Source organism: Proteiniphilum saccharofermentans (assembly GCF_900095135.1).
Classification (GTDB): Bacteria; Bacteroidota; Bacteroidia; order Bacteroidales; family Dysgonomonadaceae; genus Proteiniphilum; species Proteiniphilum saccharofermentans.
The window spans coordinates 2,495,690-2,513,737 of record NZ_LT605205.1 but is presented as its reverse complement, the minus strand read 5'-3'; the positions used below and the strand labels follow the sequence as shown (position 1 = coordinate 2,513,737).

The 18,048-nt window shown below is 43.7% G+C and carries 9 protein-coding genes; all 9 read right to left on the bottom strand.

Annotation, left to right across the window (positions count from 1 at the left end; all coding sequences use genetic code 11):
- Positions 1-8: 8 nt before the first annotated feature.
- On the bottom strand, positions 9-3,077 hold the full coding sequence (locus PSM36_RS09915; RefSeq protein WP_076930765.1) for a golvesin C-terminal-like domain-containing protein: 3,069 nt from the start codon (positions 3,075-3,077) through the stop codon (positions 9-11).
- Positions 3,078-3,212: 135 nt separating this feature from the next.
- Positions 3,213-5,711, bottom strand: coding sequence for a glycoside hydrolase family 9 protein (locus PSM36_RS09910; protein WP_232001407.1), 2,499 nt, complete (start codon positions 5,709-5,711; stop codon positions 3,213-3,215).
- Positions 5,712-5,726: 15 nt separating this feature from the next.
- Positions 5,727-6,449 carry a sugar isomerase domain-containing protein gene (locus PSM36_RS09905; protein ID WP_232001406.1) on the bottom strand — a complete coding sequence of 241 codons (723 nt, stop codon included), beginning with the start codon at positions 6,447-6,449 and terminating at the stop codon, positions 5,727-5,729.
- A 50-nt stretch (positions 6,450-6,499) separates the two neighbouring features.
- Entirely contained in the window at positions 6,500-7,660 is a 1,161-nt protein-coding gene (locus PSM36_RS09900; protein WP_076930763.1) for an MFS transporter, read from the bottom strand.
- Positions 7,661-7,672: 12 nt separating this feature from the next.
- Entirely contained in the window at positions 7,673-8,632 is a 960-nt protein-coding gene (locus PSM36_RS09895; RefSeq protein ID WP_076930762.1) for an ROK family protein, read from the bottom strand.
- A 24-nt stretch (positions 8,633-8,656) separates the two neighbouring features.
- Positions 8,657-10,957: a beta-galactosidase gene (locus tag PSM36_RS09890; RefSeq protein WP_076930761.1), complete on the bottom strand. Its 2,301-nt coding sequence runs from the start codon at positions 10,955-10,957 to the stop codon at positions 8,657-8,659.
- An 85-nt stretch (positions 10,958-11,042) separates the two neighbouring features.
- Positions 11,043-12,869 carry a RagB/SusD family nutrient uptake outer membrane protein gene (locus PSM36_RS09885; RefSeq protein ID WP_076930760.1) on the bottom strand — a complete coding sequence of 609 codons (1,827 nt, stop codon included), beginning with the start codon at positions 12,867-12,869 and terminating at the stop codon, positions 11,043-11,045.
- A gap of 13 nt (positions 12,870-12,882) precedes the next feature.
- Entirely contained in the window at positions 12,883-16,593 is a 3,711-nt protein-coding gene (locus tag PSM36_RS09880) for a TonB-dependent receptor (protein ID WP_232001404.1), read from the bottom strand.
- A gap of 260 nt (positions 16,594-16,853) precedes the next feature.
- Positions 16,854-18,029: a FecR family protein gene (locus PSM36_RS09870; protein WP_076930759.1), complete on the bottom strand. Its 1,176-nt coding sequence runs from the start codon at positions 18,027-18,029 to the stop codon at positions 16,854-16,856.
- Positions 18,030-18,048 lie beyond the last annotated feature (19 nt).

The window sequence follows — 18,048 nt, the reverse complement described above, 5'->3', positions numbered from 1 at the left end:
TCACACTTCTAATCAATCAAAGCTTCAAGCAGTCCTCTCACCAATTTATTCCGGTTCTCCGTGCCTTTTATGGCTTCTATCGGAAATCCCAGTATGGCAGTACCATATTGTTCTCCTTTATATATGACGCCGGCGCTTAGATTATTCTCTGAATAGCGAAAGACGGTAAAGGCATTCTCGTCTGCCGGTTCAATGGCATCGGGATATTCCACCACATAGCTTTCACTGTTCAGGGTATTATAATAGGACCAATTTCCCTGAACGGAAGGGAAGGGCGAAGCCACCGCTTTGACCTTTCCGGTTACTGCTCCATAATTGTTGCGCCATTTGTATCTGAGGGTGTTTTGTGCCCACTCCCTGTCTTCCGCTGAAGCATACGGATTGTCCCACAGGTCGGTTCCCACAAAAGCACCGCTGACGATGATGCTGCCGCCGTTATTACAATAATTGGCAATAGCTTCCTGGTTGGATTTGGAGAATGTTTTGAACCGTGGTGGTTTTGCTCCCCGTGCTACCGACCATTCCCGTTGTTTACCCAGTATCCAGTCCACAATACTATAGGAGTTTAAAGATAGGCTTTTATTTTCAATAGCAGCGACAGATGAGGATACAAATGAATAGCCTGCTTTGGCAAAGGCCTGCCCGTGAATAAAGGGATAATCGAAAGTATTACCTGCAATTGCGGTAGTTTCGTAATTCGCACCGCTGTCACCGAAACCCGATGCGTCGTCGTCCATCCATGGGATCACGCGACGGAATTCATGCATATGGCCTATAAAATGATGGTCGGCAATATAGGGTACGCCATTGTCCACATTTCCTGCAAAACCGGCGATGCTGTCTTCGGAAGTAGTAAAACTGAACGGAGCGGAAACCCTCGTAAATCCGTTTACGATTAAGACTTCCCCTCTCTGGCCCGTTTTACGGCATACGGATAGTATCTCCGAGGGAAAGCTGATACCACCGTCATTCACAGCCACTACCTTAAAACTGTAAACAGTGTCTTTTTGTATGGATGCCACATAACTGTTATTGTTCACCATCACACCGTTATCGAATCCTCCACCGTTGAGGCGGGTATAGACTATATACCGGGTGGGAGTGGCTGACGGTTCCGCGGGATCGGGCGATGGCTGCCATTTCAATTCTACTTCCGTATCGCCGGAGAAGCGGGTGCTGAACTCTTTTACAGGAAGTGGTTGTACTACGTAGGGACGGTTGTACTGGTTCGCCAGGAAGCGGAGCATCCCTTTGTAGATGGAGCGGCTCACGGTAAAGCGGAAAGAGGGATCCAACCCGTAGCGCATATCTGCGAAGTTTTGATGGGACAACAATTCCAGTAGCATGGTCGGTACGTCAGGCATACGCGCTTCGGCATAAGAACGGTTCCAGAGATGGCGGCGTGTCCATTCCGGTTCGAATTCGCGTCGTATATCGCTGACGATCTCTTCCATCACCAGTTCGGAGAGATCGCGCGAGGCCCATCTCGATCTTCCGTTTTCGAATAACCTGTCGTTAAAATGCGTCATATAAATACCGAGTGTTCCTACTATGGTATCTCCCCAGAAAGTCCCTGCATCGGTATGGAAAGCAAAAGCCATGTCCACAGGGATATTGAGCCCCTCTTCTTTGGGCAGTACCGGCGAGCCACCTGCCAGCCAGTTCACCCATGCACCGCGTGATGCATAGTCGTCGGTATAATCATTCTTCCCTTCAGTGCGGTTGTATACGCTGTCGGGTACGCCCGCCCACTGCATCCAGTAACGTGCTCCCTCGGTATAACGCGGGTAGCCGCTTATCTCGGGTGAATAGTTGATCTTTGGTATAAGTGTTTCCTTGGAAACCTGTTTTTCGGAACTTTTTGTATTTTCTTTTTCAAATCCGTCGGGATGGGGCATTCTTGCGATATTTCCCATTCCCCCACCTATTTTTACTGCATCGGCAATGACAATCCTCCCTGCACGGCTGCTCCTGTTGGTGAGTGTTATTTTATGATTATTTCCTTCGTCGAAATAAAAATATCCCAGAAATATCCAGGTGCCGCCCCCCATTTGCTGGTTGACCCGGAAATCGGTCCTTCCACCGGCATGATACACGCTGTAGAGCGCGTCGTCTGTACTGTTCCTGACTGTTTGATAGGATACATAGACACCATATTTTCCCTTTTCGGGAATATCGGGATACCATTCGGCGAGGCTCTCTTCACCGCGGGTTATTGTCTTGATTTGTCTGGCTGTTCCCATCCTGAACGGATTTTCACCATCCGGATAGATTTCTTTTGGATTGGCAAAACCTGCGGAATCGGTATTTTGCCATCTTTCTTTTCCATTGATTTCCTTATAGTGTGAATCGCCATATCTGGCAGGCTGGCCGGAGTTGTTCGCTTCTGCAGGACTATCATTGTCTATGATCAGTTCTGTTTTGTTATAATCCCGTTCGCGTGGCATCAGTACGTTCGCTCCCGCGTTCTCAAGCATCGGTACCAGGAACGGCAGGACATAACTCTGTGTGTAAAGGTCTTCTACCGTTTGGAAGATACGTGCCCGCTGCCATTCCCACCGTCCCAGTTTCTGCTCGTAATACCAACCATGGCTTTGCCACAGTGCAATATGGTTGTTTTGCAATCCTTTGTCGAAATCTCCCATAGGAGAAGAGATATTGGTGACGAGCGGTTTTTTTACCCGGTGTGCGATCATCCGGTTCTTGTCTTTCTGCTTACTCCGGAAGAAATTGGGGATCAGGTGGCTGATCTCCTGTCCGTCGGAAAAAACGCTTATGTGATATTTTTTCTGTGCCGGAGGCAGGTGGTAGCGTACGCTGTCATAGATATGCAGTACGGTATTTTCCCGCATGGGGAGGTATGATAGCGACAGGTTGGTGTGCAACTCTATACTCTTTTTCCGTTCATTCAGTACAATACTGTCTACCGTAACCCTTCCGGGACGCAGTATGACTTCTTTATAGATATTGGTGAGAGAACTGTTCAATTTCAGTTTCAATGAATCGTCGGCAGGATTCTGTGAAAAAACAGAATAAGATAGAGCAAGGATGAATAGAATAAAAACGGATCTTTTCATGTGATTATTTTACTTTCTCTTTATGGATATAGGACTGTTTATCAAAATGAAATGATAAGTTTGAGTACGGAGGACTGACGATCAATAGATGCTTTTCTGAATTTTTACAAAAATAAGAAAAATCGGTGGATCACTTCAATCTTTCAATAGTTTATCTACTCTCTTAAATTCATAACCTCTTTTTTTCAGTTCCTTTATCATATCTTCCAACCGGTCGTACAATTTGTCAATCCGTTTCGGATCGGTGCCAATATGGACCAGGAGTAGAAAGCCATTCAATCCATTCTTTTCTTCATACGCCAGGATGTTGTTGTAAATTGTTTCCGACGAAAGATAATTCTTCATATCAGGCGTTGTATAATCGGCATTGGAAGTTGTACCGGGGGTGAAATTCACTATTTGTACGCCCATCGCTTCGGTCCAGTTGCTTATTTCCTGATTATACCATTCGTAGGGTGGCATAAAGTATCGTGGAGATTCAATTTTTAATCCGATTTCTTCCATCGCCTGATAATTATCATTCAGATCTTTTTCGAAATCAGTCCGTAAGATCAGGGTCGAATCACGGTTCTTCCAGTCTGCATACAAAAGATGTTTGTCGGAGTGTGGTCCAAGGTAGTGGCCGTCCTTCTGGAGATCCCTTGCAATGGCGGGGTATTTCCTGTAGAAATCGCCGGTGAGGAAGAATGTGCCTTTTATATTATTTTTTTTCAGCACTTCTTGTATTTTCCTGGCTCCGTCGGCATATTCGTGGCCGGTAAAAACAAGCGACAGTTGTTTTTTGGATGTATCGCCGCGTACGATACCTCCTGCTACTTTTTTCGCTAGCTTTGCCTGTGCACTCAGATAACCCAGATAATAAGTAAGCGAGGCGGTTCCATCCATAGTCGGTTCATTGGTAGAATAATCGGCGTAATCATCATGGTATACCACATAGTCCGACTGAAAATCGGCGTATTCATCTTCATTTGTCAGATAGATACCGATTAAACTACTGAAAATAGAGTGATAAATGGGGCCGTCTACTATGCCTCCTGTGACCGGTATCCGGTGGAGGTGTGTGAACGCTGAATGCGGATCTGTCGGTGTGTCACCCTGTTCGGGATATCCCACAATCATGGAGGTACCCCATGGATTACATCCCAGCAGCCAGTCGCGCATGGCGGTTTCGATTTCAAGAAATGAATCATCGCCTGTGATGTCGTGGTATAATCTGCACTGGGTAATAAAACCTACCGTCAGGTTATTGGAGCACCAGATAAACGGTATTCCGTTCAGGAAAGCATCCCCTTCAGCCCGTTCTTTTACCCGTTGCAAGCCTGTCCTCATATTTCGTATAAACTCTTTTTGAGCGCGTAGATTGCCATGCTGTGCCGCTAAATGATAATTGCCAAGGTTTACGAACGGGTACCATTGATAATGACGAGCCGAATCGGCGCCCATCCAAGGGGTTACAGGCTCCAACCTGCCATAATTGATTGCTTGTGTCAGATACTCTTTTTGTCCGGTAGAATTGTACATTTCCATGGCTGCCAGCTGCATGTCGTCGGCCCAATTATCCTCTTCATAGAAATAGGGCGCTCCCCCGGGGGCTGTTTGTGAAACCCCGGGGTTTTCAGCGCCTTTGTGATAGGCATCCTGTGCTTTTTGCGCTAACAAATCGGAAAATTCGGGGTAATAGTCGGCCAGGAGTTTAGCGCCCAAAGAAAATGAAGAGGCATATTTTCCTAAGGTGGAAGCCATTCCGGTACTCCTGTTCTTATACTTGAACAACCCCTGCGGTTTGGGACTGACAAAATAGACGGGGCGTTCTTTTCCCGGCCCCCAGCCGTAATCGACCTTCTGTTCGTTGGGCAATGTAAATCCCACATGATCCCTGTCGTCAGCCAGTTGGTTGAAATAGGTATCGGCGTCGGGATTCATTTTCACCAACCAATCCAATCCCCATTTGGCTTCGTCCAGGATATCGGGAATGCCGTTTGCTCCTTCATGTCCGTTTGCATCATACCTGTCTGAAAATGATCCGGGATGTTGGCTGTATGCAAAGAGCATTTGATAGACGGCATTGGCGGACGTAGTCACGTATTGCAGGTAATCCGACGCATCGTGCCATCCGCCGACAGTATTAAAATAGAGTCCGTCCCGCTTTCCTTCGGGATCACCTACGGAAATGGCATCGTGCACATGGCATGAGTCTTTGAGGAAAGGGTTGTAACCACATCGTTGTTGGCGCATGTACTTTAACGGGATATCCGCTGCCCCGGCATACACATCGTTGCCAATACAGAATGGGACGGATTCTGTTTCGCCCACTTTCACGATGTAACTACCCGGCCTTTTGAGTGCCGTGAAATTAAGCCTTGCCGATGATTCGAATGCCGGCTGCTTCCCTGTATTCCGGATATCGGACCCTGTAAATACGGTCTCTTTCGTAGCCAGATCTATTACCTGGAATTCGCGGACAACATTGTTCTCCTTGCTGATCCAGACGGCCACTTTCACATCGTCTTCGAGATAGCCGACCTGGTTGACACGTATCCAGGATGATTGGGCATGACCTGTACAGAAAACAAAAATAAATAACAGCGTTATGTTTAGTTTTACCATACCAAATCGGGATTTGTTACTGTTCATAAATTCTGCACTTTTTTAAACCGAAGCAACACGTTTCTTGTATTCGGCAAGGCAAGCGTCGAGTCGTTCCTGGGCAGTGGTATCACCGGGAACATTGTGTGACGGATGTATGAATAATTGAACGCCCCTGTCCGCCAGGATCTCAGCCACAGTAGTGACAGTCATCCAGACCAATGTTACAAATGCCAGCGTAGATACCGGGCCTATTTTGTCCTGGTGATTCTTCAGATTGACGGAAGCATCTACCACGGGAACACACGAGTCTACAACAATATCAGCGATTTCGAAAATTGTTTTCCCGCTTGGGTGGCGGGTTACTTTACCTTTGGCTTCGGCAGCGGATCCATACACAATCACTTTCATTCCCAGTTCCTTTGCCCTCAAAGCCACGTCAATGTTCACATTGTTGATCCCTGTGTGTGAAAAAATCCAGATACAATCTTTCTCGTTGAAATTGTATGCTTTCATGATCGCATCACCATACCCTTCGGCACGTTCAAGGAATAAAAACTGGTGGATACCCATTTGTCCGGTTATCCCGGTGAAAAATGTCATTGGCAATTCTACCATAGGATGAAATCCGACAAAACCTCCAATACGGGGATACATTTCTTCCACGGGTATCGTGGCATGTCCACAACCAAATGTATGTACCCAGTTGTTTGACTCAATACTATCAGCCATTATTGATGCAGCCTCTTTGATATTTTCCAGCTGAGTTTCTTCGATTTTTTGCATAATGCCCCTTGCATTTGCCAACCATTCAAGTGATAACATAATTGTAAAATTTAATAGATATTTTTAATTGATTTTGAATTCGTAAGGAGAATGATACCCTGTATCAACAATAAAATAATAATAAAAACCGGAAAGGATGAAATTCCAAATGTTTCAGAAATAAATCCCATTGTAAAATTCAGCAATGTATTGCCAGTCAATGCAATGAACATTGCCAGACCGATTGCTGTCCCGCTTATATTTTTGTATGCTGTGCCTATATAGCTGATGATCACCGGGAATCCTGCCGCAAGGCCAAATCCCGCAATAAACAGACTAATAGCCGCTAATTGTAAATTATAGGCATAATCGAGAATAATTATCCCGATAATGGCTGTCATAATTCCTCCCAAAAGTATATATTCATGTTTTAAAATACGTAATAAATAACTCAATATTAAACGGGAAACAGTCATTCCCAGTACAAAGAATGTGAGGCACAGCACCGCCTCGTCACTACCGATTGCTGTTCTTCCGTCGAGATAGCTGGTAGTCCAGTTATTCGTAAGACCCTCTATGCCACTTTGGAAAAAGAGGAAAAAGCCCATTATCAGGAGCAAGGGCTCTTTGATTAACCGGATAGCCTGTTTAAAAGGAAATCCCTGTTTGATTTTCGGTTCGGGAAATTTTATCGCAATAAAATAAAGAACGGATAAAAGCATCACCAATCCGGTGCATTGCAATATGAACTGATAATTGTATGTTTTGGATAGCATACCCAATAAAAGAGGTACCCCCAATGCACCTATACCGTAACAGACCCCAAGAATACTCAGTCTTGAGCCCCGTTCCCTGTCATTCGAAATATCAGACGCAAGTGCGTTGGTAGATCCGTTCAGCATCCCTCCACCCAGACCGATAAGGAATATGCAGATACGTAAAATATTCAGGTTCTCAAAAAACGACAAACCTTCGATCCCCGACAAAGTAAACAGCGTGCTTACTACGAGTAACAATTTATATCCGTACCTGTCGACGATGACCCCGAACAGCAGTGAACCTGCCAATACCCCTACAGGCAGCAGAGATACCAAAGAAGATGAACCTACTGCGTCGAGAGAATATGTTGCGGTTAAAGAGGGCAAAACAGCGCCCATGACAATAAATGCAACCCCGAAAAAAGCCATGCCTATACAGGCTGCTATATACACCAAAGTTTTATTGTATCCCATGCAATCCTGCTGTTATTTTGTTCTTGATGTAAGCGCCAGATAACCGGCGCCGTATAGTCCGGCGTTCCCCTGTAAAATTGACTTTTCGAATTTTACCTGCTTTATCGCAATGGGCTGTGCCCATCTGGAAGCTTTTTCATAAATACGGCCTATTAATTCTGTGGCCGGGCCGAACACGCCCCCGCCCCATATAATCATTTCAGGGTTTAACAGGCTGACTAAATTGGCAGAAGCCATAGCCCAAAGATCAATCGCTTTTTCAATAACAGATATAGCAAGCGGGTCATCTTTATAAAATTCTTCAAAAATATCTTTACTTGAAACCTCTTCGATATTTTTTTTGTATAATGAACTTCCTTTAAACAGATGCCCTTCTCTCAAAATCTTTTTTGCCTGACGGGCAATACCGTCTCCTGACGCGTAACTCTCAAAACATCCATATTTTTTGTATTCTTCTGAATAGGGGGTTCCCATGGCAAACCATCCTGCAGCTCCCGCTATATCTCCATGTCCATGGATGATCTTCCCATCAATCAGGAGTCCAACACCTATCCCTGTACCAATTGAAAGGTAGACTGCGTTCGTGGTATTTTTTGCGGTACCTTTCCAATGTTCCCCTAAAATATAACATGTTCTGTCACTGGCAATCTTAATTGCAATCGGGTCATTTTTTAAATGATTTTCTATTTTCTTCCGGAGCGGATAATTTTCCCAATCGATGTTGGGTGCCCATATTAGTTCCGTTTTGCTGTTCGCTATACCCGGAACACAAATACCCAACGCTTCAATGACCTCTCTCTGGCACCCGGATTGCTCAATTAACGTGTCGATTACATTCAATACCAGCAGTCCAACCTCGTCTCCTTTCCTCTTTTCCAGAAGATGAGATACCCTACAGCATATTTCGCCATTTTCATCAAAAAGAGCGCCTGTAATTTTAGTGCCTCCTAAATCAATACTTATTACAGCCATGGACTAACCCCTTCTATTTGATATTTACTTGTCTGCGGTTAATTCTATGATATGGATACCTTTACTGTCGATACGAGAATTGATAATCAATTTATTATCGATGCTGTATGCCTTTTTTATCGTTTCATTGATAATATCCCGCACAGTGTATGTACCGTTTGAGCCTATATTTAGCTCTACACCGATTTCTTCACTTTCGCTGCTGTGGTTGATGATAAAAAGGAGATAACCATCCTTTTTATCCTGAAGCCTGACTTCCACCTGATTTGAGCTCCGTCCGTCAAGGGTTGTAGTGAAAGGCCTTTCGATCTTTGCCCAATTCAATAAGTTGACAAAGAATTTGTCATTATCAGGATTGATTTTCGAGAAGTTGGCCATTCCCATATAAGTTCCTACCAGCATAGATTCTCCTTTCCCGTATCGGTTGCTTACAATGGTGGGTTGCCCTTGCCCGGTGCTGGCTAAAATCTTTGCATCACTGTTGTCAAGCAGTTTTAACGACTGTACATACAATGATCCTGTAAGTTTGCTATTTTCATCAAAACCTTGTAGAGCGGGATGATTTTCATTTGTTATGGTAAACCTGATATCATCACGCATTCTGATTTCATCTTCCCTTACCCCGAATATGTCATGCATTCCGAGGCCAGGGATAATTTCTGATGCATAACCCCGATCGTCATTCCATCCAATACGCGCCTCAGCCAATACATATCCTCCATTTTCTACAAAGTTTCGTAAACCTGCGGCAGCCTTCCTGGTAAACATGATCGGATAGGGGATAATGATCAGTTTATATTGTGAAAAATCTTGTTTTTCAATATGTTCTCTGTGTATAAAATCTACAGGTATATTGTAATTGGCAAATGTTTGGAAGTAACCGATCAGCGACTGGTTTAAAGCCCCGGGGAAATCCTGACGCTGCATACCTCCCACCATTTGAGTCAGTGGATTGTAGACGATCCCTACTTCAGCCTTGACGGGGGTGGCATTCAGGAAAAGCTGTTGATTGCGGTTTACCACATCAGCTATTTGTCCCGCATTGACAGCCCTCTCTGTGATGGTCCCATCCAGATTGATCAAGCCGTATCCTCCCGCTTCATATCCGGATGACATGGGGTAATAAGCATAGATATTCACTCCTTTGGCTCCTTTTGCAATAGCCGACCATATCCATATGCGGTGGTCGTCAGAAGTGACCGGATCGCTCACCTGAAGTGCTACGGTTCCCAATCCGGCCTGCAGTTCCCCTACATACCATCCTCCTTTTTCCCGGTTTGCACTTCTAATAAAATCCATCACGGTACGAAGTGTGGTCACCGACCAGGCGTATTGAGGGTTATTGTGTTTTGGATAGATTGAAACGCCATAGTAATCCAATGGCCTGGCCATTAAAAAGTCATCAGTGGCACCGGCTCCTACGTGAGGAGATTGAAAGAGAGATGCCCCGACAGCATGGGCGGTAATGAGGTGTGTTGTATCGACTTTTCTTATTGCGTTATAACGGGCTTGCATGTCTTCCACCAGTTTTTCGTATATGAAAGTTTTCCAGTCAATAAAGTCGGTATAACTTAAAATTGTACTGAATCTGGGAGCTTCTACTTGTGTCCAGTCAGTGAAATTGCGGTACCAAGCCGTATTTAAATTTTCGAGAGTGTGATATTTTTTCTCAAGCCATTTCCTAAACTTTGTCTGTGTCCCCTCGCAGAAACAGAATTGGACATTAGGAATATAATTGAGGGACGCCCAGTTGATGATATGTGGTTCACTCCACAAATCCCATCCGAATAAATTGGGATACGAATTAGCTACTTTGGCTGTTTCCGAGTAAAAGTTGAGTATGGCATCTTCTACCGCTTTGTTGTCCATACAGGCTCCGGGAGCTGATTGCGGATGTACTTTATGTCCACTCTGTGTCTCGAACAGTGCGTGTGGGTGATTGTGGGCAACCCAGTCCGGGGCTGAGTCCACATAGATCTGTATAAATACTTTTAGTCCTACTTCATTAGCCATCCGCATCAGAAGGTGTAAATTGTCGAAATTATATCTTCCCGGTTCCGGTTCGCAAGCAGCCCACTCAACCCAAGTACGGACGGTATTAAACCCAAGATCTTTTATCTGTTTCAAATCGGTTGTCCATTCATCCGTAGAACGAGGCGTAATTGCAGACAGCATAGGAGCCCGGGCTTTGCCACCGCTGTACCATACGGAAAAAGGGAAAAAATCCTTTTCGATATCCTTATGTTTCTTTTGTCCCTGGAGTCCGATTGAAAAGGATAAAAACAATACAAAGAACAGATTAAATTGTATAGATTCTTTTTTCATTATTTCTTCTATTTTGCTAATCATTCTCGGATCACCGAAAAGGAGAGGCAAGCGCCTCTCCTTTTACTTTATCAAGTCTTATAGGTTAAAACCATCCGGCGGTTTGTGTCAAAGTATAGCCGGCATCGGCATACTGCTCTATTTGTGCTTTTCCTACAGGCGCCAGGTAATTAAAATCCCCGAATAAGTCCCTTGCATTTGCGTTTGTTGGGATGTAGAATCCCACCATATCGCTTGCATTTGAGCCGTTGTATGTCACGATGGTTCCATCAGCTTTCATTACCCTGGTGGTCGTAACGAGATAAGTGGGTAGTTCATTGGCTATATCAATCCACAACCCCAACATCGTATCCGGATATTTATTGTTATCCATATATTCCAGTTTTTTCCAACGTCGAATGTCGGCTAAACGGGTGTGTTCATATACGAACTCCATTCGGCGTTCGCGGCGAATTTCCCAAATAAGGGCCGGAACATCGCTATCCCGTGCAGGATCAAAAGAATCATTGATAAGAGCCAAATCCATTGCCGCTGTTTGTTGAACGCCCAATGCAATGGCTTCATTATCCAAAGGCCTGTTGCGTATGGCATTGATAGATATGCTTATATCTGCCTGGGTTACTGCCGTTCCACCTAATGTCTCCAGTTCGGCTTTCGCTTCGATCCAGTTCAGCAATACTTCAGAATAACGCATTACGGGATAGTCGTTTGTATTTGTCATACTCCCGTATTGAGGAGGTAGCGTTCCAACCCAAGACGATCCTTCGCGCGAAATAAATTTGCACGCATACAAAAGCGTGGACGCCTCTATTTTAGGGTAGTTATAGAAAGTAGCTTCGAAACGGGGATCGCGCGTTTTGATCATATTGGTAATGTCTAAAATGTCGGCGTTTGCAACGCTTGAAGTCTGGTACGGTTTACCGTCATTGCAGATAAAGGCCTTTGCCAATGCCAAATTGGAGGATGGATTTTGAGATTCCCTTCCATTTGAATAGGAAGCCACAGCGTGTGTGGCATTGGCTGCGTCATAATGTCTGTACATTAACACTTCCGGATGACCTTTTAAGTCGAACGAACCAAATAAACTCCTGAAGTCGCCTGAAATCGCGTACTTTCCTGTCCCAATCACATAATCGCCGGCTTCCTGGGCAAATTCAAGATACTTCTTCGCGTTTTCCTGGCTGATGTTATGGTATTTTTGCCAGGTTCCTTCGTAGAGCATGATGCGCGTGATAAATCCAGCAGCAATGTCTTTATTCAGGTACATTGCGCCATCATTTGTCCGGATATTGGCAAAAGCAAAGCGTAAATCGTCATACACATGCTCCATGACTTCTTTTCTGGGTGTTCTGTCTTTATACATTTCGTCTGAATTGTCTTCTGAAAATGTTGTTCCATAATAGGGAACATCGCCAAACGACCAGACTAAACGGTGATATTCAAAGGCCCGAAAGAAACGGGCTACCCCCATCCAATGGTTATAAGCCTCTTCCGATAAATAATTAACCCCCACTTTTTCAAGACGTTCTATCATGATGTTTACTTTGCGTACCCATCCAAAGTTCCAAGTGGCGCTGGCGTACTTGGTGAGCCAGAGATCGCTGGTAGAAGCCAATGACGTAGATCCGCGGCTTGAGGGAATGGCGTTCTCCAGGTTGCTTTGCGTACCGGTATAAGCCACATCGTCAGAAAAATAATAGCCGCGTAGAGGAGCATAATCCACCCCCCAACTCGCGCTGTACCCCACAAAATACTGCGTATAAAATTCATTTGCATATAAACGGAAATCGGATTCGCTCCTCCAGTACGTTTCATCATTGGCTTTTGTTTTCTGGGGGCGATCCAATATATCGTCGCAACCGACTGAGACGAGCACGACAATAAGTAGCGTATAAAATATATGTTTCTTCATTTTATGATCTTATTTAAAAATTTAATTGAAAACCAACTGACATCGATTTCATTGTTGGAGCTCCTACCCCCGTACGACCGGAGTTATAGTTTTCGTCATTGAACATTGAATAACCTTGCACTTCTTCCGGGTCAATCGGGAGATCATTCAGGTTATCAAACGTCAGGAAGTTTTCCAAAGCAATGTAAACACGCGTTTTTTGAAGCCCTATCTTCGTAATCAAATTGGCAGGCAATGAATATCCGAAAGTCAGGTTCTTCATTCTTAAATAGGACATATCCAATAAATAACGAGTTTGGGGTACAATGCCCAATGTATTATTTGAACTGCCAAGATTATACGCGCGAGGATAGAACGCATCCGTGTGGTCTTCCCTCCAATAATTACCGGCAATAGCCTGCGGCATGGCGCCGTCCGATGAGTTATATCCGGGGATCGCCAGAAATCCATTTCCCCAGAGTTCACGTTTGCCCACACCTTGGAAAAAGACGGAGAAGTCGAATCCTTTATATTCGGCTCCCAAACGGAATCCGTATTCATACCTCGGAGTTGAATTACCAATGACTTTCCTGTCGCCCGGGTCATCGACCGTACTGCTTCCCGGACTGATGTCCCCGTCGCCGTTAAGGTCAACAAATTTAGGGTCGCCCGGCCCCATCCTGTAATTACCGGATTGAAAACGATCCTGGTATACGCCATTCGGGTCAGAAAGCTTGTTTACGACTTTAGCTCCGGCAGTACCTGCTGCCACTTCTTTCCCGTACAATGCATACGTGGTTACTATTTGATCTCCATTCCATACAAAGTCATCTTTTTGATATAAGCGATCGGTTTCATAACCCCATATTTCTCCGTACGTTTTTCCTACATACCAACCGCTGACCAATTGAGTGTCGCTGTATTTCGTAATTTCAGTGACAGCATCGGAGACGGTCACCATCGCATTGACAGATAATTTGTTGTTAAAACGATGCGTATAGTCGACCAATAACTCCCAACCCTTGGTTCTTAATTCTCCCAGATTTTGCTTGGGTGCGCCTGTACCGTAAGCAAGACTGACATTTGCACCGGGAATAATCATATCCTTGGTATCGCGCTGATACCAATCGAAAGTGATTCCAAATGAGTTTTTGAAGAGTCGGGTATCTATTCCTAAATTCAGGGTCTCGATATTCTGCCATCCGATTTTGGGTGAGACGGCCGCGGGTGGGGCTGCATAAAATAATTTGTTTCCATTTTCATCCAGATAAGAAATCGTACCGATTGTGATAGTGGGAACGTACAAACTGTTTGCTACTGTCTGGTCGCCGATGCTCCCCCAAGACCCTCTTAATTTCAACGATGAAAGCGTGGGTTGCATGAACTGCATAAACGGCTCTTCACTTAGACGCCAACCTGCTGAAAATGAAGGGAAGTATCTCCATCTCAAATTGGAAGGAAACTTGGACGTACCATCGTAACGCAGATTTGCTTCAAACAAATACCGCTCTTTAAACGTATAATTGACACGGCCGAAATAACCCAGTTGAGCATCCCAGTCAAAATCCCCGCCAACTGTTTCAGTACCTACGGCAAGGTTAAACTGAGGATTTGCGATGTCCAATAATTTTGTTTTCTGCGACCAGTTCCACTCCGTTTCATACGTAACACGGTTTACACCCAACAAAAAATTAAAATTATGATCTTCATTCAAATTCAGGTCATACGTCGTAGTCATGTTCCAGGTGTCGCGCACCGATTTTTCCGAACGGCGGTATATATGGTCAGGATTGGAACCGCTTCCCGTATATTCGTGTGTGTTCAACATGAAGGCAGGCATTGCTCCCGCGGTGGTAGATGAAACAACTTCACCGGCATCGTTGACATATATACGGTTTCCGTTTTCATCATTCTTTACCACAGCAGCCACCCAGGAATTTGCCGCCGTATAACGTGTCCCAGGTTGTAATGTGATGTAATCATTCTTGGAATGATTAAAGTCAACATCAAACTTCCAGTCTTTTGTTATATTGAGCGTAGCGCCAATATTCACACTGGTATAGTCATTACTTCTTGAGGCTGTATTGGCTTGTTTAAGCTCGGAATAAGGGCTTCTGATTATGCTTCCGTTCTCGTCATACCCCATGGGCATGGTGGGTCCCCAACGGTAAAGATAGAGCCATGGATCGGCGGTAGTGGAACTGGTTGCATACCCATATCTCTTTTCTCTGGCAGAATACATGGCACCTGCCCTTGCTGTCAGGTATTTGTTGATATCCGTGCTTAACCTCAATGATCCGTTGTAGCGTTTAAAGTCGTCGTGTTTTGCCGGTTTCATCAAACCGTCCTGACTTATATAACCCACACCGACATTGTAGGTGGTATTTAGTGTTTTTCCACTGACGGAAACATTGTGGTTCATGGAAGGAGTCCATTCTTTAATCATGTAATCATAAGGGTCGAATGTCCTTAAACCTATTTTGCGGTTGTTGGCGTCTACGTACCAGTCACGTCCATAAACGTATGGATCTTCTACGCCTATTTTCCCGTAATATTTTTCATGCCAGGCTTTGGCTTTTTCCAGTCCTTCCTCTGTAATTTGCACAAAAGCGCCGGCTACTGTTCCGCCTGCGTTTTTAAAAGCATCCACACTATACTGCAAAGCGTCTATACCGCCCATTTCCATCTTTTTGGAGATATTTTGCCAAGTGAAATTTCCCGAATAACTCACATTCACGCGTTGCTGGGCAGCTCCTTTTTTGGTAGTGATAAGGATAACCCCGAAAGCAGCTTTCGCTCCGTAAATAGAAGCAGAAGCCGCATCTTTTAATACGGAAATAGATTCGATATCATCGGGGTTGACCATTAAGAGTGATGGTATTTCAACGTTATCCAATAGAATAAGTGGAGCCGAGCCGCCTTCAATAGAACCGATCTGTCCACGAACTTTGATCGTTGGATCAGAACCGATCTCTCCGCTTGGTATAACAACCGAAAGCCCCGGTGTAGTTCCTTGCAATCCGCGACCAACGTCGGTAATAGGACGTCCGCTCAATGCTTTACCTACATCCACGGTTGCAACCGCACCGGTAAGATTTTCTTTGCGTTGAATGCCGTACCCCACGACCACCACCTCTTCAAGCGCTTGCGTATCTTCTCTGAGAGTGATGTTGAAGTTTGTGTTTCCCGTTGTATTGACTGTTTGGCTCAGATATCCGATATAAGTGATCTGGATAGCCGCATCGTTTGCCACATTCAAGGTGAAGTTTCCATTTACATCGGTAATGGTTCCATTAGATGTACCTACTTCAATAATATTAGCCCCTATAATGGATTCTCCGTTAGCATCCCTTACTGTTCCGGTAATGGTTTTACGGGTTTGCTGCACTTCTTTGGTACTGACTTTATTGTCAGCTTTTTTCCCATTTTCAATAGTTCCCGGTTTCCTTGAAATGGTGATCTGCCTGTTGACGATAGAGTAGACCAGGTCTGTATTTTTCAACAACAAATCCATTATTTCGTTTATAGATTTGTTGTTAAAGGATACGTTCACATTCGTTGATAAACCTCTTTCGGTGTTATCCATAAAAAGAAACAGGTAGTCACTGTTTTTTTCTAATTCACGAAAAGCATCTTTTAGCGTTATGTTTTTTAGTTCGACACTGACCGTTTTCGACTGGGAATAAATATTCTCTGCCGTAACAGAAAAAATGCAGAGGAAAGTGATTAAAAAATAGATTTTCATGATTTTTAAAAACTTATCATTCTTTTTCGTGGTAAATGCTTTACATGTATACTTTTCTTGCATATCTTTGTTTTGAATTTTAATTTTTACCAATAAATTAGATTCACTTTGTAAATTTGCTGTTGCTAATGGCATAATCAAACTTGTTTGACCAATGCTCTTGCTTAACCGCGAAATTTATTTTGGTCGGGTAATGTTGCCGCATTACTCGACTTTTTTTCATTGTTCTTTTCCCATAGGCATAAATAGTTAATTTTTAATTAATAATGTTGATTTATTTGTTGTTGGCGGATGAATATTATTTCATCGTTCTGTTTAGTATATTGCAGATAGGTCATCTTTGAAAAAGCTTCGAGTACATCATCCAGATTATCCGAAAGGAACAATTTACCTGAACAAGTTTGGTCATACAGGTCGAGATCTAATCCGTACTGGAACTTTATATTATAGTATCGTCCTATTTTCTTCAATACTTCGTTCAATGGCGCCCTATTTAATTGCATATAACCACTTGTCCAACCAATATAATCTGAAACATCCACCTGTTTCCGTAATATTTGTCCATTCTCAATCTCAGCCATTTCATTGGGCTCCAATTGTATGGTGCTGTTTACACTTTTCACTTCCACTGCACCATTTACTAAAACAACAGACTCTTTCGCGTCTTCGGAATAGGAAGATACATTGAAAGAAGTTCCGTAGACAGTAATTTGGGAATTAGGGGTGTGAATAACGAAAGGTGCATTGGTTTGCTTTGCCACTTCAATATAAATCTCTCCTTCTAGATTGATTTCCCTTTTCTCCCCGGAAAATATGGATGGAAACTCCATTTTAGTTCCGGAATTCAGATGTACTTTCGATCCGTCAGCTAAAATCAATGTCGACCTTTTCCCATAAGGTACAATAAGTTTGTTTGTCTGGTTGTTACCCAGATCGATTTTTTTCTGCGAATGTGACTGTTGGATTATGGTGCCATATTTCTCCCCGGATAAATCCAGCACTGAATTATTATCGATTTCTAATACATTACTGCCGGTAAAAAGTTGTATATTGTTATTATTCACTACCTCTCCTATGGAAGATGTGAGGGAATCCACATTTTCCTTCTTTTCATACAGAATAAAGATCGAGGAAATCAATAAAAGAAGCAATATGGCAGCGGCAGATGAAGCTAGTATCTTTCGTATTTTCCTTCTTTTCTTTAATTTCTCTTTCTCGATTTTATCTTTTAGCTCCTGTAGTATTGAAGTTTCTCCCACTTCAAGTATCTCTTTCCCTTTTCGTATTATTTCAAATGTTTCAATAGCTTTATTGAAGGATTCCCTATAATCTTCGTTCTCTTTGAGAAAATTCACCCAGAAAGTATCCAGTTCTTTCGTCGGGTGGATTCTCCAGTATATGAAAAGGTCGTCACACAAAAAATCTTTTTGATCCATAACAGACAATATCATTCGG